15 protein-coding genes are annotated in these 18,844 nt (G+C 45.5%); 10 read left to right on the top strand and 5 right to left on the bottom strand.

The window, feature by feature from the left end:
• From ACQY6I_RS03795 to ACQY6I_RS03835, 9 genes are all read left to right on the top strand, one after another.
• Nucleotides 1–1,132 (top strand): thioesterase domain-containing protein (locus ACQY6I_RS03795; RefSeq protein ID WP_428240144.1); only part of this gene is annotated, 1,132 nt, incomplete at its 5' end.
• A 187-nt stretch (nt 1,133–1,319) separates the two neighbouring features.
• The gene (locus ACQY6I_RS03800; protein ID WP_428240145.1) at nt 1,320–2,216 is read left to right on the top strand and encodes an NAD(P)/FAD-dependent oxidoreductase; all 897 of its coding nucleotides are present in this window, start codon (nt 1,320–1,322) and stop codon (nt 2,214–2,216) included.
• Nucleotides 2,217–2,691: 475 nt separating this feature from the next.
• The gene (locus ACQY6I_RS03805; protein WP_428240146.1) at nt 2,692–3,564 is read left to right on the top strand and encodes a UbiA family prenyltransferase; all 873 of its coding nucleotides are present in this window, start codon (nt 2,692–2,694) and stop codon (nt 3,562–3,564) included.
• A 758-nt stretch (nt 3,565–4,322) separates the two neighbouring features.
• A complete protein-coding gene (locus tag ACQY6I_RS03810; RefSeq protein WP_428240147.1) occupies nt 4,323–6,953 on the top strand; it encodes an aminotransferase class III-fold pyridoxal phosphate-dependent enzyme in 2,631 nt (876 codons plus the stop codon).
• An 18-nt stretch (nt 6,954–6,971) separates the two neighbouring features.
• The gene (locus ACQY6I_RS03815; RefSeq protein ID WP_428240148.1) at nt 6,972–9,686 is read left to right on the top strand and encodes a PEP/pyruvate-binding domain-containing protein; all 2,715 of its coding nucleotides are present in this window, start codon (nt 6,972–6,974) and stop codon (nt 9,684–9,686) included.
• Between the two features lie 8 nt (nt 9,687–9,694).
• Entirely contained in the window at nt 9,695–10,327 is a 633-nt protein-coding gene (locus ACQY6I_RS03820) for a CDP-alcohol phosphatidyltransferase family protein (protein WP_428240149.1), read from the top strand.
• Entirely contained in the window at nt 10,320–10,865 is a 546-nt protein-coding gene (locus ACQY6I_RS03825; protein WP_428240150.1) for a CDP-archaeol synthase, read from the top strand. Before ACQY6I_RS03820 ends, ACQY6I_RS03825 begins: the two co-directional genes overlap by 8 nt.
• A 16-nt stretch (nt 10,866–10,881) precedes the next feature.
• Nucleotides 10,882–11,787, top strand: coding sequence for a phosphatidylserine decarboxylase (locus tag ACQY6I_RS03830; RefSeq protein ID WP_428240151.1), 906 nt, complete (start codon nt 10,882–10,884; stop codon nt 11,785–11,787).
• A 64-nt stretch (nt 11,788–11,851) separates the two neighbouring features.
• Entirely contained in the window at nt 11,852–14,554 is a 2,703-nt protein-coding gene (locus ACQY6I_RS03835; protein ID WP_428240152.1) for a PEP/pyruvate-binding domain-containing protein, read from the top strand.
• A gap of 236 nt (nt 14,555–14,790) precedes the next feature.
• Here ACQY6I_RS03835 and ACQY6I_RS03840 read toward each other — a convergent pair whose 3' ends face one another.
• The 5 genes from ACQY6I_RS03840 to ACQY6I_RS03860 form a co-directional block, all read right to left on the bottom strand.
• Nucleotides 14,791–15,066 carry a hypothetical protein gene (locus ACQY6I_RS03840; protein ID WP_428240153.1) on the bottom strand — a complete coding sequence of 92 codons (276 nt, stop codon included), beginning with the start codon at nt 15,064–15,066 and terminating at the stop codon, nt 14,791–14,793.
• 330 nt (nt 15,067–15,396) lie between these two features.
• A complete protein-coding gene (locus ACQY6I_RS03845; protein ID WP_428240154.1) occupies nt 15,397–16,140 on the bottom strand; it encodes an ABC-2 family transporter protein in 744 nt (247 codons plus the stop codon).
• Entirely contained in the window at nt 16,130–16,855 is a 726-nt protein-coding gene (locus ACQY6I_RS03850) for an ABC-2 family transporter protein (protein ID WP_428240155.1), read from the bottom strand. The genes ACQY6I_RS03845 and ACQY6I_RS03850 overlap by 11 nt, the downstream gene beginning before the upstream one ends.
• Complete coding sequence (locus ACQY6I_RS03855) at nt 16,848–17,771, bottom strand: ATP-binding cassette domain-containing protein (RefSeq protein ID WP_428240156.1); 924 nt, start codon at nt 17,769–17,771, stop codon at nt 16,848–16,850. The genes ACQY6I_RS03850 and ACQY6I_RS03855 overlap by 8 nt, the downstream gene beginning before the upstream one ends.
• A 243-nt stretch (nt 17,772–18,014) precedes the next feature.
• Nucleotides 18,015–18,269, bottom strand: coding sequence for a hypothetical protein (locus ACQY6I_RS03860; RefSeq protein ID WP_428240157.1), 255 nt, complete (start codon nt 18,267–18,269; stop codon nt 18,015–18,017).
• Between the two features lie 278 nt (nt 18,270–18,547).
• Here ACQY6I_RS03860 and ACQY6I_RS03865 point away from each other — a divergent pair, with 278 nt between their 5' ends.
• Nucleotides 18,548–18,751, top strand: coding sequence for a transposase (locus ACQY6I_RS03865; RefSeq protein ID WP_428240158.1), 204 nt, complete (start codon nt 18,548–18,550; stop codon nt 18,749–18,751).
• The last annotated feature ends 93 nt before the right edge of the window (nt 18,752–18,844 follow it).

The raw sequence follows: 18,844 nt of genomic DNA on the forward strand, positions 1-18,844 counted from the left end.
TTATATGCAGCCATCCAGCTTTACCCGGATCGAATCCATTCCCTTGACCGCCAATGGCAAGCTGGATCGACAGGCATTACCGGAACCGGTTTGGGTCGATGAAGACAGTTATCAAGCACCCGAAACCGACCTGCAACAACAGCTGTGCGACATATGGCAGCAGGTATTGGGCCTGGAACAAGTGGGTATTCAGGATAACTTTTATCACCTGGGCGGAAATTCGATGGCCACCACACGATTGGTATCTCTGATCAATGAACAGTTCAACTGTCAGCTGTCACTTGCAGACGCATATACCCATCCGACTATCGCCCAGCTCAGCGGACTGCTATCGGTACCACAGCGCGATTTATCACTGGTTAAAACGCTAGCATTTTCACAACCTGAATCACCTACCCTGTTCATGATCCATCCGGCACTGGCTGGATGCGAAGTGTACTATTCCCTGGCTGTGACCCTTTCGTCTCACTTTAACTGCTACGGGCTGGATAACCACAATCTGCTAAATAAGGACAAAATCGAAACATTAAGTGATATGGCGAAAACTTATCTGCAGGCAATCGAGGAGACATACGCTCTTTCGCAAACGGTGTATCTGTTGGGTTGGTCCTTAGGTGGTCAGGTCGCACTGGAAATAGCCGCCATACTGGAAGGCAGAGGCTTTAAAGACATACAGGTCTTTTTGTTGGATTCGTTCTTACCAGCCGGTCATTTCGAACTTCGCAACTACGACATTAAGTCCGGCATGGCACAGGTACTACGCAACAATGGTTATGAGGAAAACCAAATTGAATCGGCGCTGGATAACATCATGGTTGAACAGGGAATCTCAGCTTCAAAGTTATCCAGAGATCTAATCTACACAAACGTTACGCTATTCAAGGCCTGCCATGCATCACCGGATGAATACCGTATTCATGAAGAAGGTCTGGTTAGCATGGAGACAGACATGTTGAATGCCAGAGATAACTTCCTTTCAACGTCTGTTAAAACCGAGGTTTCCATCTACAGGCTGGAACAAAGACATCACTATGATTTGCTGGATGAGAAAGAATTGATTTCCAGCGTACTGTTTCAGAGCTTACCGCAACCGGTCGTGGAGGAAATGGTGGACCAATTAGCCCTATCCTGAGGCAATAAAGAAGACATGAAAATACTGATAATCTCATGTCACTGTTTATGACGTAGTACCGATAGACTCATAGTCAGTAAAGTCATGCAGTGATTATCAAAAAGGGTGGCTGTCCACTACCGCCCCGGCAGATTGTCAGTTTTTTCATAGACGAAGTATCAACTAACAAATATGAGAAGCCAAATATATGAATTACGATGCAATAATTGTTGGTGGCGGTTTTGCCGGATTATCCGCTACTTTAACGTTGGCCCGGGCACGTAAAAAAGTCGCGCTAATCGATGCCGGAAAGCCCCGTAACCGATTTACCCGGGCGTCACATGGTTATCTGGGGATGGATGGCAAATCACCCGAGGAAATAAAAGCACAATGCCTTGAACAACTACAGATTTATCCAACGATTGAGTTTATTTCCGCCGAGGTTGTCAGTGCCCTAAAAGGGAGTGGTGGTTTTGTATTGAACCTGAAAGGTGATCGAGAGATCCACGCAGCACGCCTGGTGTTGGCGACTGGTGTTAAAGATAAGCTACCACACCTTACCGGCCTTGAAGCTCGCTGGGGAATATCTGCTCTGCATTGCCCCTATTGTCATGGGTTTGAAGTATCCGACCAGCCACTGGGAGTCATGCACAGCCATTTCGTCTCTTCGCATCAGGCGATGATTATTCCCGACTGGGGCCCAACCACGTATTTCACTCAAGGACTGTTTAAGCCGGACAGACAGCAGGAAGCAATATTTGCAGCTAAAAAAGTCAGATTAGAGTCCTCACCCATTGTGGAACTGCTGGGTAATGCCCCTGACCTCGAAGCGGTTAAACTACAGGATGGCCGAGTGATACCGCTCAAAGCCCTTTTTGTGACACCAACAACGACGATGGCTAGTCCATTGGCAGAGCAGCTGGGATGCGAATTTGATGAAGGCCCGTTCGGAAAGTATCTGCGCGTCAACGAATGGAATGAAACAACCGTAAAAGGCATTTATGCCGCCGGAGATATGGCACATGCAGCACACAATGCTATCTATGCAGCTGCTGGTGGAGCAACCGCCGGTGTTGGTGTACACCAGTCTCTGATTTTCTCGTAGTCTTCAATCCAATGTCCTGCGGCAGTGAGGTTCCGTGCCGCAAGACATGTCATCGGATATGGTCACGGTAAAGCCCGTGTATCGCACATACATAGCGATGCCGACCTAACGCCTATCCACTATATATGTCAGTGAACCAGAAAATACCAGCCTGCTCAATCCATCCGCGATGTGACTGCTGGATGGTCACCTTCCAACAAAACCCCCGTTTTTACCCAACACTGCAAACTCTGATTTACACTTTAATCACAATCGCACATTCAACAGGCATTTATGATACCTCATATTAGATGTAACATGGCGATTAAAATTAAGAAACCTCTGAAAAATGGCTTTTTCGCGCAGGACGCTATCAGCCTAAATCTCACATCCCCATTTACGCCCGTAAATTGCGGGGTTGCGAGTGGTACTTCCTCGCCCGCATCAATACTATTCCTATTTTTCAGAGACCCTTTAATACATAATGGAACTGAATTTGCTGAAAGCTCTGTATCTCTATTCAAGGGAACGCTGTCCACCCGCTATTTTATTGGTTATCGCTGTTACTTTATCTATCTCAGTACTGGACGACTGCGATTCTGTTCTATCCATTTCAGCGCTGTTCATTTCGGCTACGCTATTTTTATTTTTGATCCGCTTGAGTGATGACATCTGCGATCTGCCAATTGACCGGGTTGCTCATCCAGAGCGTTTACTATGCCGTGATCAGAACAATCTCAGAAAGCTCAAGCAGTTTCGGTTGCTCACCATACCATTGATTTTCTTCATAACCCTGCCAACAGCTAAAGACACGGTATTGACCGCCGTTTTCTTACTGTCAGTATTACTGGTGTGTTGGTTGTTTTTTGTATACAAACCCAAATTACCGACACTTGTTCATACTTTCTTACTGAATGGTTCACTGACCCTCCCCCCTCTCCACTCAAGCTTATTGATAAAAGGTTATATAGATACCTTTGCCATGTATATGGCTATATACCTCTGGCTGGGAAGCTTTGCACATGACCTGTCCCACTCACTGGTAGACGTACGCCAGACATCTATCAAGAAGATCAAACCGCTTAATCGAATCAGCCAGACTGGTTTGGCCATTTTGTCGTTAGTTTCTTTTTCTGCCTGCGCGGCAACAGGTGTTCTTATGTATGAAAAAAAATTCGCCGAGCCTGCATTTTTAATCCTATTATTGATCAATTTTTTTATTATGTTTTACCTGGAATTTCTTCTGATAAAAAAACCGGATCACTCTACTTCCAAACCTTTTTACATATTTGGCTTCGTATTTTTTCTTTCCCCAGTATTAGCGGGAATAGCATCAAAGATCATAAAAACCACATTCTTACACATATAAAATTTTCAGACAGACAGACAGACAGACAGACAGACATTTACAACACCTATCATACAAATTATTGATGAATGTCTCTCAGAATTTTCCTAACATAGTAATACAAGTATTTATCCATCAAATCCCATCAAGGCCATATGTATAAAATAGATTTTTTTCATAATGATGCATCAATATCAGGATTCATCATTCGTTCTGTGTCTTCCATGTATATTTATTTTCCATGTCTTATTTTAGACTGCTTTTCCAATTCCGGGAATTTGTTGTATTAGCATTCAACTGATACTCGGAACTTAATCAGCATTGGCGAGTATGGATACGGCAAATCCAACTTAGGGCTTTCAAATCAGAACCCCAACAGTTATGGCACCTTAAGTCCAGCCAAAGAATTGAGGGGCCTCTGAAAAATAGCAATAGTTTTGATGCAAGCGAGGAAGCACCCATCGCAACACCGCAATTTACGGGCGGATGTGAGATGGGGGCTGACAACGTCCTGCGCGAAAAAAGCCATTTTTCAGAGGTTCCTTAACATCCGGTTTCTTCGATATTGACGAACAAGTGCCCAACGGCCACGAAACCTGATCATCTACAACCCTGCAGACGTATCACTACATCTTCTGCATACACAAGCCTATTCCGATCATGAACGAATAATCACTGGCTTTTATTTTTACAGACACTTCAGTGACTGAAGATAAGTCACGATTTTTTTTCCTGAATCCACTAGGGAAAGCATTTTTTTTGCAAAGAGAAACTACGATATGAACCAGCACTTGAATATTGAACGCACAAAATTACTTGAACTGATTAACTTCAACAAAACCATTACCAAAGCCCGGGGATCGTATCTTTATAGTGATATAGGCGATGTTTATCTGGACTTTACCAGTCAGTTTGGCGCAGTGCCTTTCGGACATAATCCAGATTTTTTGTGGCAAACAATGATTGCGCAAAAAGCTATTGAACCAGGTGTGATGATTCAGCCATTTAGTACCAAAGGCGCCAGCCAGTTATCGGACTTACTTATCCGGTTCGCTCCGGGGGATCTGGAATATGTAACCTTTGGCTGTACGGGTGCCGAGGTGGTGGAAGTCGCGATTAAAATGGCTAAAGCCAAGACCCAACGCAATGCCATTCTCTCTACCGAAAATAGCTTCCATGGCAAGACGATGGCAGCCGCACTGGCAACTGGGAACAGCTACTACAGCGAATGTTTTTATCCTCCCAGCGAGGCTTTTGCTCATGTCCCCTACAGTGATATCGAAGCCCTGGAAAACGCCCTGGCAAGCAAACAATACGCAGCATTTATCGTTGAACCCATTCAAGGCGAGGGCGGCATGGTCGTCCCGCAAGATGGCTATTTGAAGGCGTGTGAACAGCTGTGCAGAAAACATGGCACGCTATTGATTGTCGATGAAGTACAAACCGGTCTGGGGCGCACGGGCAAATTGTTTGCGTGCGAGCATGAAAATGTGGAGCCGGATATTCTGCTCATTGCGAAAGCACTCAGTGGCGGCCTTATTCCTATCAGTGCCTGTCTCGCCAATAAACGAGCGTGGAGCAAAGACTTTGGTCAACGTCATAGCGCCACATTTGCCAATAACCATCTGGCAACAATGATTGGCTGCAAGGTGATGGAAAAACTGACAGGTGAACCGGAAATTCTCCACAATATCTGCGAGTCGGGAAACTATCTTCATCAACGACTGACAACATTGATCACAAAATTTCCAGTCGCATTTGCTGCTGCCAGGGGCCGAGGTCTGATGCGAGGACTGGTACTGAAGGATTGGGTCGATGAAGAATCTTATTTGTGCCCGACTATTTCTGGTCAGGGCTTCATAGTGCCGCTTGTGTCCGCTTATCTACTCAACCGTCATCATATTTTCACCATGCCGACTCTGAACGATAACAACGTACTACGCCTGCAACCGAGTTATCTGATTACGCATGAAGAAATTGACACATTGATCCAGGCGCTTGAGGAAGTAGGCTCCCTAATTGCCGAGGGCAAGTTCTCTGAACTACTCCGTGCCGCCATCGGACTTAAACCACAACCCTCTCAGATCACTACACGCCCTTACAAAAACCAAACCATTGTTCCAGTGGGAGAGAAACTGGGAACCTTCTGTTTTTTCGTCCATCCGGTCACAGAAATGCATACCATTGATTGTATGCCGGGAGGCAGAAATGCGTATAACGCTATTGAAACAGAAAAAGTATTAAACTGGCTGGACAACGCCAAATCGCTTTACGGAGAAGCCGCGCCAGCCTATTACATGCCATGCATCCCCTCAGCCAAAGGTGGTTATGTGGATGGCTGGTTGATCAGCAGCTTGTTGACGCCGAAGGATATGATGCGACTGCCCAAGGATAAAAAAACCCGCCTGATGGACAGTTACATCGGTATCGCCCAGGAGAAAGGTGCCAATGTTATCGGCCTGGGTGCGTTTACTTCGGTGATTACCCGCAGTGGTACTACCGTGGCTAATTGTGGAACACCGGTCACCACGGGCAATGCCTTTACTGCACTCACCAGCACTGACAGCTTACGCCAGATCTGCCAGGCCAGAGACATCGACACAGGTTATATGACACTTGGCATCGTTGGTGTTTCAGGTTCTGTCGGGCGTTTGTGCTTTCTGGATATCGGCGCAGAGTTTCAAAAAGTCTGTTTGATCGGAAATGCGCGTAATCTGAATAATGTGGAAAAACTTGAAGTGGTAGCGGGTGAATTCATACTGAAGCTGTTTACCACTCATATCTCCAGTCCACTGAGACCCATATTCCAGACCCTGGCTGAAGCAGGTATCACCCACCATCTGATCAATTCATTCGGTACTGATCAGGGTAATAATTATCCAGGCGAACAATTCCGCCAGATATATCTGACCGTACAGCAGAAATACCAGGATCATCACGGCGACCTCAAAAATTTTCCGCTGCTGTTAACCAATGATATCGAAAATACTCTACCCATCTGCGATGTGGTCATTACGGCAACCAGCAACGGTGAGGCATTTATCCAGCCGGAATTACTTACTGAAGGAGCAATTGTCTGCGATGTCGCAAGGCCCTCTGATCTGCAACAGGAAGTCAAACAGAAACGCGCCGATATCACCGCTTATGATGGCGGATTGGTTCAACTGCCGGCAGCTCTTCGCTTTGGTGGTCCAAATATCGCTGAGCTGGATTTAGGTATCACTCTTGCCTGTCTTGCCGAAACAGTAATCCTTACCATGTCACAGGTCAAACAGAGCTATAGCCTCGGCGGTGTATCCTCCATTGAAGAAGCCAGAGACATATTTCAAATGGCAAAAGAACACGGATTTAACACCCATCTATATGAGGAAGACATCATAGGTCCGGTGTTATCTAAAGAATATGCGTAATTCACAAGGAGTTTTGAGATGTCAGATACTGCTCAGTTTCCCCTGGTTATTCACTGGAACCAACCACTACCAGACTCTACTGGATCACCGTTGTTATTAAGAAAAAATCTCGGCGGTAAAGGGGCTGCCTTATGGGATCTACTCAATGTAATGAAGATGCCGGTACCTCAGTTCTGCTGTATCACTGCCAGCGCGTTCACAACGACCCTTGAGCATAATAATCTGCCTGCTTTGATCGACTGGCTGGATCATCCGACCCGGCCACTCCCTATGACTGAACAGGATATTCGCACCCGAATTCTTAATTGTGACATTCCCGATACCATCATTTTCGAGATAACAACATTCCTCCAGCAATACCCGGAAAATTATTTTGCGGTGCGTAGCAGCGGAACTGTTGAGGATGGTACAGAGGCATCGTTTGCGGGTTTGTTCCAGTCCATACTGAATGTACGCCATTTGCCTGATGTACTCGACGCTATAAAAAACTGCTGGTGTTCGCTGTTCAACGAGCGGGTGCAGACTTACATGTCCAAACAGCGTACCTCGGTCCCCTTGGGGTTAGCACTGGTACTGCAACGATTGGTACCGGCCGAAAAAAGCGGTGTTCTGTTTACCGTCGATCCGGTTCACGGTGCCGATACAGAAATCCTGATTGAGGCAACATTCGGCCTCGGAGAGGCGTTGGTGTCCGGTGCAGTGACACCCGACCTTTACCGATACGACTGGTACCGCGAAAGCGAGTGTGATCGGATCATTGCGGAAAAAGAATATCTTTATGTCAGAATTGACAGCGCCCCTTTCATCCAGCTTGAAGCCATCGATGCTGAACAGGCAACACAACCGGTACTATCCACTCAGGAAGTCAGTGAGTTGGCCAGACTGGGACTAAGCATTCAAACTCAGACTGGTTTTCCGGTAGATATCGAATGGGCCCTGGTAAACAATGAATTTTTTATTCTGCAAAGCCGACCTATCACCCAGTTTGGCTATGCTGCCATTCCCGGCGAATGGACAACAGCCGATTACCGTGATGGAGGCGTTTCTTCCAGCATTTGCACGCCTTATATGGCCTCTTTGTACAAATACGTCATAGATTCCACCATGGGCACTTATCTACAACATCTGCATCTAGCGGAAAAAACTGTCAACGTCTGGCAGAGAAGCTTTTTTGGCCGGCCCTACTGGAACCTTGGTGAAGTGAAAAAATGTCTGGCCAAAATTCCCGGCTTTAATGAGCGGGTCTTTGATGAGGGACTGGGTATCACTCCTCGCTACAAGGATGACGGCGTGGTGACCAAAACGACCCTGAAGAGCCTGGTCAATGGCATCAGAACTTTAACGATCATTAATGCCAGCGTGAAGCGTAAACTAAAAGCATCGCCACAGTTTGCCAGACAACAGCGAGCACGCCTGCAACAGTTGGCAGCAACAGATTTCAGCGCCATGTCCGACCCGGAACTGTTTGGTTGTTATGAGACATTTATCCAACAGGAATATTTCGTGAGTGAATCGACCTATTTCGATTTTATTTACGACAATACCAACTTGAATGGTCTGTTCAAAGAAGAAGTAGAAAAAACCTCTTTCGATATGAGTCAGTTTCCACTACTGCTCAGTGGTCTTTCCGGGGTATCGCACATGGCCCCTATTGAGCATTTATGGAAACTTAGGGATCAGATTCTGGCACAGAAAGATACCCGCGACTATTGGCTCAACAGCAGCGTGACCAGTATTGTCAAAGACCTGAATGACAATCGGCAGGAATATCATCTCAATGATGTCCGGCAGTATCTGGATACCTTCGGACATCATTCCAGACAGGAACTCGATCTGCTGGTACCCCGCTACGTGGAAGACCCGGCGTATGTGGTAGAGCAATTACAAGACGTTTTGTTACAGACTACCGACAAGGATCCGAGATCCCGTAATCATGCACAACAACGCAAAAACCAAGCCGTTCGGGAGGCACTGATACAGGCAGCTCCATTACGCAAACGCCGCTCATTAAAGCGTAAGCTGAACCAGGTTCGAGAGTTTTTGTGGTGGCGCGAAGAACTGCGTGATCTATCAGTACAGTTTTATCTTTATGTGCGAAAAATAACAATGGAAGTCGAAAAACGACTATTAACAGCCGGCGCACTGCAACAACCGAACGATACTTTTTTTCTGGAAATGGCCGACCTGATTGCCATCATCCGTGGCAACATGACGGTTGAAGAGGCTCGTAAAACCGTTATCAGAAACCGCCACTACTACCTGAGCTTCGCCCACTACGACATCCCTGATGAAGTGGGCGAACGCTACGGCAGCTTCGCCAGTTTCTCCACGCGACAGGATCATCAGGATGACCCCAATGCCATCACAGGAGTGGCTGGCAGCCCCGGTACGGTGACTGGCGTTGCTCGTGTGATCGCGGATATCAATGACGCTGACCGGCTACAGCCGGAAGACATTCTGATCACACGCAGCACTGATCCCGGTTGGACGCCCAAGTTTTCCATGCTCAGTGGAGTCGTCACAGAAACCGGCGGCATATTGTCCCATGCCGCAGTGATCTGTCGCGAATATGGTATCCCTGCAGTGCTAGCCGTCAAACACGCAACCCGCACGATCCAGGATGGTGAGACCATTACCATTGATGGCAGCCATGGCCGGGTAATACTGGCAGACCCATCCACGCCGGCAAATTCCCCTGCGTCCCGCGTAGCAGAGACAGAAGCCATGGTGTAAAGGATATTATGAAACTCATTGGTATTTATAACGCTCCGGCATGGATCACCTTGCTCGGCCTGAGTTCAGCCATGTTCAGCTGTTTTCTCGCCTTGACCGGACACCATGCCTTTGCCTTGGCAGCTCTGATCTGGGCAGGCATCTTTGATTTGTTTGATGGCATGGTGGCACGTAAATGCCAGCTGACAACCCAACAGTCGCGGCTGGGCATGCACCTGGATTCTATCGTCGATGTCATAAGCTTCGGCATTACACCGGCCATCATTGTGACCAGCTTGCACATCACCGGTTGGAGTTTTCTCATCGCGGCATTTTATGTCTTTGCCGCTACCCAACGGCTGGCATACTTCAACGTTATGCAGGAAGACAGTCCTCAACCACTGCAATGTTACCTGGGTCTACCGGTTACCTTTGCAGCACTTATTTTTGGTGTCGGCCTGGCACTCATGTGTTTTCTCCCCGACGCTATGAATATTTACTATCCCAACGGTCTGCTACTGATCACCGCTCTATTGTTTGTCACCCCATTTAAAATGCCCAAACCCAGAGGAATGGTCTATCTGTTCATGCCGGCACTGGCAATCCTGTTTACCGGTTTCTGGATATGGCAGGGAATCTATGGAGGAAATCATTTTGTCTGAAGTCATCATCACTGCACTGTGGCTAATGGTGCCACTCATTTTGTCCGGTTCGTTCCACATGCTGGTCGTCAGAAAGAACTGGTTTTCAGCCTGGGCTACACCTATTCATGAACAGGCCTTCGGTCGCAACAAAACCTGGCGCGGAGTCGCGGTGATGATTCTGGGCACCATTCCTGGCACCGCTCTTTTCAATCTGGCTACTCCTCTGGCCGGGAATATTATTCTGGTTGATATCACCCAGGTACATCCATTTCTTCTCGGATCACTGCTTGGACTCGGCTATGTTATTGCAGAGCTCCCCAACTCTTACATTAAACGCCGTCTGAATATTCCGCCCGGACAACAGGCATCGCGTCATGCATTCTGGTTCACGCTGCTGGATCAGGCGGATTCCGCCATCGGCTGTGCCTTGGTGTATGCGATCCTGACTGATATCCCGATTGCAGTGTTTATGTGGATTATTCTGCTCGGCCCACTGGTACATTTAATCGCCAACGTCACACTGTACAGCGCCGGCCTGCGAAAACGTCCTTTTTGAACCGGAACTAACCTTCATGTCCACCTCACTCGTGCAATATGTTAACCGGGAAACATCCAAACAGGAGACAGAACGGGTTTATGGTGAACAGGAACTGATGTTTCTGTATCACAACAGACTTGGAATACTGATGCGCAAATATCTGATCCGAAAACCATGGTTCAGCCATTTCAATGCCATCCCTAAAAAAGTCTGGTTCAGTCGTAAACGGATTCCGCATTTTGCGAAGACATACGGAATTGATATTCTGGAAGCGGAAAAACCTCTTGATCAGTATCAAACCCTTGATGAGTTTTTCAGCCGTCGGTTGAAACCTACAGCACGGCCACTCTGCCCTGATCCATCGGTGCTGATTTCGCCTGCCGATGGGCGCGTATTCGCCTATCACATTGATCAACACGCGGTTATGCAGATCAAGCAACACCCGGTTGCAGTAGCAGAACTGCTGCAGTCGAACGAAATGGCAGCAGCACTTTCTGGCGGAACAGCGGCGGTGGTGCGACTGGCCCCGAAGGATTATCACCGATTTCACTTTCCTTGTGACGGACAGCTCATAGAGGCACAGGCTCAGCCTGGTCCGCTGGAGTCAGTTCATCCGATTGCGCTGAGCGGTGGTGCCCGGAGTTTCCTGAATAAACGGGTCATCAGTATTCTTCATTCCACGATGTTCGATACACTGATCATGGTTGAGATCGGCGCTCTGACCATCGGCACCATTGAACAGACATATTCCGGCAATCAATTTCATCGTGGTCAGGAAAAAGGTTATTTCCGTTTTGGTGGTTCTACGGTGGCATTACTATGGGGCGCAAACGGACCAGTGATTGATCAGGATATTCTACACAACTCCAGAAATGGTATGGAAACCCTGGTCAAATTCGGCACCCGAATAGCCACCGCATCTCATTACACTTCTGACTAAATGATTGTCATATTAAGTATCAGCAACCTTTGCCCATTACCATGAAACCTTTATCCGGATCATCATGACTCATTATATTATCGATTCCAAAAACTACGCGGTCTATCCCAATGTCCCATTGGGTGGCAAAGCCAAAAACCTGTTCCTGCTACAGTCTGCCGGTATCCAGGTACCCGAATTCATCTGTGTGTCAGCACAGGCTTATACCCAGGTCACCGCTCACATTCAGACGCAAATTAATACCTGGCTGGATGCCTGTGATTTTAATTCTCTGGCCTCACTGACCACGACATCACAAGCCATCAAAGCGTTGATTCTTGGCTGCGATCTGGATAATGATTTCACGACACAACTCGACCACAGCCTGCAGCAACTGCAACCCTGGGGCCGTTTTTCAGTCCGCTCATCAGCAGTCAACGAAGACGGCGCACAAAGCTCTTTTGCCGGCCAACTGGGCACCTGGTTAAATGTCAGCCGAGAGAATCTTGTCGCTCGTATCAAAGACTGCTGGGCCAGCGCGTTTGAACCAGGCATCCTGACTTATATTCACAAACGAACAGACACCCGACATGACTCCAATGCGGTGGCAGTGGTCATCCAGCGCATGATTGACGCTGGCAGTTCTGGCGTTATGTTTCAGGCAGATCCACAGCACGGTATTGATAAACTGGCCATCGTGGCCGGATATGGTCTAGGTGAAGGCATCGTCGGTGACAAAGTGGAAACCGACGCTTATCTCTATCATAAGCAGACTGGGGAATGGCAACTGACAATCAATGAGAAACAGCGATACCTGTACTACCACCCCGAAGGCGGTACCCGCGAGTGTGTACTGGACGAACATCTTCGAACCCTGCCGGTGCTGACGGATTCACAACGATTTGAACTGCTGCAGGCATCAAACCAAATTGCCACCCTCTACGACAGTTACCAGGACATCGAATGGTCTTACGATCAGGACGGTCAGCTGCACATACTGCAATCACGGCCTATCACCACCATTCCACAAGGAGATGAGCGTGTCTTTGACAACAGCAACATCATCGAAAGTTACCCTGGGGTGATATTGCCGATGACGTTTTCAATCGTCCGATTGGACTATTACCATTGCATGAAAGGCACCATGCAGAAACTCGGTATACCTGCCAATACTATCGACCGCCGAGAAGAAATTCTGAAACACTTGGTGGGCTACATTAATGGCCGGGTATACTACAACATCAGCAACTGGTATCGGGTGTTTCTGACACTGCCTTATTTCAAACAACGGTTCATCCAATACTTTGAACAGATGGTCGGTACCGATGGTTCATTTTCAGAAACATTAGATGATGCTCCTTTGAGCCGCATTGAAAAGTTCAAAATCGCAGTCAGGTTTCCGCTCAAGTTTTTATACCACTCTCTGCGCCACAACCATTTGATCAGCCAATATTTTTCCACGACCGGCCAGATCCGCCAGGAATTCGAGGCGATCGACTTGGCCAACGCCGGTTCCGATGAACTGATCGGAGCACTGCAAAACTTTGTGGATCGTTTTACCAAAGCCATGACCGTGCCATTATTAAATGACTTCTTCGCCATGTTTTTTATGGCCATCAGCCGGGAACAATTTACCAAAGCCGGGCTCGCCGACGGCGAAAGACTAATCAACCAACTGCTGGCCAATCAATACATTGAAAGCACCAAGCCGGTTGACTCGTTGACGCAACTGATTCACCTGGTACGAGCAGATGCCGGGCTTTGTACATATCTGCAAAACCTGCAACAGCAACCTGAACTGAACCAGCCCGACCATCTGGCGCGGGTATTAATGCAACAGGGCTACAAAACGTTCTCACGGCAACTCAAACAACATATTGATCACTATGGCCATCGCTCTCCCAGAGAACTGATCATGGAAGCCAATACCTTTCGTGAGAATCCGTTTCAGTTGCTGGCCATTCTGGTGGAATCCGCTTCCCAGAGCGAACCAACCACTCCTGAAACAGATGACACCGGACAACAGCTTGAACAAAGTCTACAAAACCACAAGCGTGGCTGGTGGTTAAAATGGCTGCTCAAAAAAACCCGTCAGGCCATCGCCCATCGTGAAGCAACCCGGCTGGACCGGGGACTGCATTTTTCTTTTTTCAGAACCCTGCTGCATCGGATTGGTGACCGCCTGGTCAATGAAAATATACTGATAGCCAGAGACGATATTTTTTACCTGACCGTATCGGAACTCAACGATTATCGCCAGGGTTGTGCAGTCAATGATGACCTCAAACGCCTGATTGAACTGCGTAAAAACCAAGTACAACGATGGCAGCAGAAACAACAGGAAGGCAAGATATTCACGCGCGGCAGTGTCTATGCCAATACCATTCCCGACAACCATCTGCACCTGCAGGTCAATCCCGATAGTCTTAAAGGCGTTGGCTGTTCTGATGGTGAGGTCAGCTCAGTGGCGCGCATCATCAGTGATCCCAGTCAAGAAATGGATATCAAAGGTAAAATCATGGTATCGGAAACCACCGACCCTGGCTGGGTATTTTTGATGACCTTATCAGCAGGACTCATTTCCGAGCGCGGCAGTCTGTTGTCGCATACAGCCATTATTGGCCGGGAACTCGGCATCCCCACAATTGTCGGAGTCAAAAACGCAACCCGTTATATTCAGGATGGCAGCACCATCAGCATGAATGGAAAAACCGGTGAGATACACTTACAAACAACTGAAGACATAGCGACTTCAGCCGCAGCACAACCTGCTGTTTCCGAAGCCTGAATCTGGTAAGACAAATGAGGTTGGGATTGCCGAAGCACAAGTCGGTGCCCGACCTCTGTCTTTTTTGGGCTTTAAATATTTTTAAAGCTTCCTATACGTTGGTTCCATACAAACCAATTTCTGCAAACGTGGCTTTGAAACTACCGTAAATATCTTCATCGGCTTCATATAACGCTTGATGATTGGCGATACACTCGATGTCTCAGGAAGGCGATTGCTTTTAAGCGTATGCGCTATTAACGCCAAAAAAGTGCTGGCAGCATCTGAACGCTCATAAAACCCAAAGTCGCCATTAATGACATAATCACGAACCCCAAAGATGTAATATTGGAATGGCTTTTAGGCAGCCAATAAAGATCTTCAGACCGCCTAAGCACATGATCTTTGTGCTTAGGCAACATCTCAGCATTACTCTTACCGATAAAAATATCATAGGCGTGTGCAACATCGAGATCTTTGATAAGACCAAATGAAGATTCGATCCAATCTTCTTCAGTCGGTATTTGACTCATCGGGAAGGCACTTCATCTTGAGCCTGGATACTTTTTCGTACAAAAAGCTTAGGGAGCTTGCTGGAATAGTTCATTGGCAATACAACTGGATTTGTAGTTTATTTCATCAATAGAAAGTTTAAGTGAAATATATAAAAAATCTGTACACTTCCAGTGGTTTACTTCTGCTTCATTGTAGTCACCAAAAAAAATATTATGATAACCAAGCCAAGACATCTGCTGTTCAAAAATTGTTTGTCACTGACATCAAAATTTTTCTGACGCAATTTCAAGTAATAACTGCGGATCTTTATAAATTCTTCGAATGATAAAATCCGCATACCGGCGCCTCTAGCTTGCACTGTTATAACGATACATTAACCATTGCCAGGCCTTCTCCTGAAAAAAATACAGCATTAGTGTAATAGCAAAAAATACAGATAAATCTTGAATCGTCGAGTGCGTAATCAGTCCTATTGGTTTCCATATCAACAAACCCAGAGGAACGATAAATTTAATAACAATACCAAAAGGCACAGGAAAGTGCTCCGGTTTGAACTGGGCTAGGGAAAAAATATTAACAAATATGGCATTTAATGGCCCTGGATTTACCTTGCTCGCCAATAATGATGAAATGATCAGTAATCCGGAAAAAAGTATTATATTTGCCATAATCAGTAGGATGCAGGTTTTCATAATAGAATATATATTGATATCTGGTAATCCATAAATAACCAGCACTGTTCCAACAACAATATTCAAGACATCTTTTACTGAAAAATCGTCCAGACAATAATATAGCTTCGTATTAATTGGAGCTAAAAAATAGCGATCGAGCAAACCTTGTCGAAAATTGACAGGCAAGGCCAAAAGTTGGTTTAAATAGAACGTTCTTGAAACCCCGACGAGCAATCGCTGTATACCCAACACAAGAATTACTTCATAACTTTGGATTTTTAATATATCTCCCATCAAGAAACTAAGAAAAAAGTATATGGCGACTACTTCAACAATCGCTCCCATTAAGTAAAAGAAAAGCTCCAACTTAAGAAACTGAAAGGTTTTTATTTGATGAAAAATGAGCTTAGCTACCATACGCCATATATTTCCTTTGAAACGCAATTTCTAAATACTTGGATATCATATAGGTTATTATTAATACTCCACCTTGTGCAGCAACCAGGGTAGATGGTAAGTCGGATAGGACGAATACTTTTGCTGGGACATACACATAGTACGGGAATGGTGTAAACAAAATAATATTTAAAATCCAACTGGGAAGATAATCCAGTGGAAACATCGTTCCTGACAACGGTAGAAGCAGAGCAAACCAAAAGGAAATTATTCCCATACTTTGAACTGTCCAGGCAGAAATCAAACCCAATATAATTGAAATATTAAATTGTATTAGTACTGAAAGAAAAATGGAGGCCAATCCGGGCAATATGCTTAGATGTTCATACTCAAATCCCATATAGATAACCATCGCCAATACCACCAGCAGTGTTGGTATAACAAAAATCAACATAGCTATTCTGGAAAGAAAATAGGTGTACCGAAAACTTCTGGGAAGAATCAGGATATGTGAAATTTGGCCGGATGAGACGTCTCCGGCAAGTTGATTGGCTGTCCATCCATTGACAACTTGTGAAATAAAAAAAACAAGTAGATAGTATGTTGATATACTTTCTGATCTTACAATAACGGCAGATATTAATGGCAAAAGTCCATACAACATAAAAACGATGATATTGACTTTATAGGTCAGCAGCTCTTTAAGCCGCAAAAAAATATAAAGTAAACTATGCATGATCCAGATTCTTGGTTGAGATAATGTTCATGATGGATTGTGAGAAAGTCTTTTCTTCCTGTCTTATAGAAATTACTCTGATTTGATGGTTTTTTCTCAACTTATTAAGCTCTTCTGGAATGTCTGACATGTCGCAAATTATTTCATGAAGAGTCTCATCTGTGTTGTTCTCGTAACAGATTCTATATTGCGAGTCTGGAGAGCGATTATTTACGATCTCAGAAAGAAAGTCGTTAAACACCACTTCCCCTTCAGACAGCCCTACCATTCTGCTGCAAGTATGACTAATATCTTCCATATTATGTGAGGACAGCAGGATCAATGATTTTTCTTCTTCATTTACCAGTCGAATGTACTTTCTGAATGTCAATTGTGTTTCCAAATCCAAGCCTATTGTCGGTTCATCGAGTAATAATATTCTTGGCTTGTGCAGCAGTGACTTAATCAATTCACATTTCATTCGCTCTCCAAGGCTTAGCGCTCTTGCTTGTTTTTGCAGTAAATCTGTTGCGCTGAATAAGTCGGCTAACTTTTCGTATTGTGATATGCAGCTTCTTTTCTCTAGTCCATAGATATAGCCATGAAGTTTAAATGAGTCACACACGGGTAAATCCCAGCTCAGGGAGTCTTTTCGACCCGATAAGAAAGCAATATTAGACAGAAGGGATTTGTTTTTCTTAAAAGGATCCTCACCCAGAATGCTGATTTTTCCTGAAGAAGGATAAAGCAACCCACAGATTAACTTCATCAATGTTGTCTTACCTGCGCCGTTATTGCCAACAAGGCCAATAATCTCAGGAGAATCGAACGCTAGGCTTATGTTTCTAAGTGCGGATTTTTTAACCTTTCTTGATCTGAAGAATCCATCTCGATAGTTGACTTCGTAATTCTTACAGAGTTCATGTATCTCAATCATTAATATATTGACTCGATTTTTCAATCATATAATTGAATGCCTCTTCAGGATTGCAGGACAAAAGGTCACCAGTTATTCTGCCTTACTTCTGATAAAAAACATCCTGTAATGAAGATTTTTAATTGGACAATATTTCTGAAAATTCTTCATCCAACAGTTGCCAGTCAGGCCTGCCAACAACTTCTCGAATTAAAATAAAACTACAGGGTGAAACTATTTGAGATTTCTTCCGTTGGGTAGTCTCTAATGTGTTTTTGATAAACTTGCAAACATCACCGATTCGCTCCTATAAGCTACCTTTAACCTAATTAACATCCTCTTCAGGCGCAATTGAGGCAAATAATCTAAAAGTACATATTTACCTGAAGATGTCAGTCCTCCACTACTGGCGGAGCGGGGTCTATCTAAATTGGGAGTACAATTCCCTGATTTTTGGATCTTTTCTTGTTTTAAAAATTCTTCCCACTTCTGAATTTCCTGGTCTGTAAATTGTGTCATTTACAAACCTCTATTGATCCAGTCTGTACGATAAGGGGGGCTTTGAATTCTAAAGCGGAGACAATGTATTTAAGTCTTTTTTTGCGAACAATACACCAAAAGTACCAGGGCAATTCTGAAAACACCCAAAACATGAGGTAATTTGGGCATAATCGATCCGTAAAGGAACGCATCATGTCTCAACTTAGTTCTTCAGATGCGGAAAACCAGGCGATACAAAAACAGGCCCGACGCGAAAAGTTTCTGGCTGAGATCGACACATACTATCCTGGAGTAATATGGAAAAACCTAACCTGCGTTATTACACCAACCCCCTTCCCTTATCCCGTATGCTCCGGATTCATTGCCTGCAATTATTTTATAACCTGAGCAACCCGGAGATGGAAGATTCTCTCCATAAAATCGAATCTACGTGCTGGTTTACACGCATCACTATAGATACCGCTCCAGATGAGACCACCAGCCTAACGTTTCGTCACTGACTGGAAGCATATTGTTTAGGGGACCTCTGAAAAATAGGAATAGTGTTGATGCAGGCGAGGAAGCACCACTCGCAACACCGCAATTTACGGGCG

The sequence above is a fragment of the Gynuella sp. genome (assembly GCF_050297175.1).
Taxonomy (GTDB): Bacteria; Pseudomonadota; Gammaproteobacteria; order Pseudomonadales; family Natronospirillaceae; genus Gynuella.

Coding starts and splice junctions, on each gene's coding strand:
- ACQY6I_RS03800 (WP_428240145.1), top strand. CDS start 1,320: ATGAATTACGATGCAATAATTGTTGGTGGCGGTTTTGCCGGATTATCC.
- ACQY6I_RS03810 (WP_428240147.1), top strand. CDS start 4,323: ATGAACCAGCACTTGAATATTGAACGCACAAAATTACTTGAACTGATT.
- ACQY6I_RS03815 (WP_428240148.1), top strand. CDS start 6,972: ATGTCAGATACTGCTCAGTTTCCCCTGGTTATTCACTGGAACCAACCA.
- ACQY6I_RS03820 (WP_428240149.1), top strand. CDS start 9,695: ATGAAACTCATTGGTATTTATAACGCTCCGGCATGGATCACCTTGCTC.
- ACQY6I_RS03830 (WP_428240151.1), top strand. CDS start 10,882: ATGTCCACCTCACTCGTGCAATATGTTAACCGGGAAACATCCAAACAG.
- ACQY6I_RS03835 (WP_428240152.1), top strand. CDS start 11,852: ATGACTCATTATATTATCGATTCCAAAAACTACGCGGTCTATCCCAAT.
- ACQY6I_RS03840 (WP_428240153.1), bottom strand. CDS start 15,066: ATGAGTCAAATACCGACTGAAGAAGATTGGATCGAATCTTCATTTGGT.
- ACQY6I_RS03845 (WP_428240154.1), bottom strand. CDS start 16,140: ATGGTAGCTAAGCTCATTTTTCATCAAATAAAAACCTTTCAGTTTCTT.
- ACQY6I_RS03850 (WP_428240155.1), bottom strand. CDS start 16,855: ATGCATAGTTTACTTTATATTTTTTTGCGGCTTAAAGAGCTGCTGACC.
- ACQY6I_RS03855 (WP_428240156.1), bottom strand. CDS start 17,771: ATGATTGAGATACATGAACTCTGTAAGAATTACGAAGTCAACTATCGA.
- ACQY6I_RS03860 (WP_428240157.1), bottom strand. CDS start 18,269: ATGACACAATTTACAGACCAGGAAATTCAGAAGTGGGAAGAATTTTTA.
- ACQY6I_RS03865 (WP_428240158.1), top strand. CDS start 18,548: ATGGAAAAACCTAACCTGCGTTATTACACCAACCCCCTTCCCTTATCC.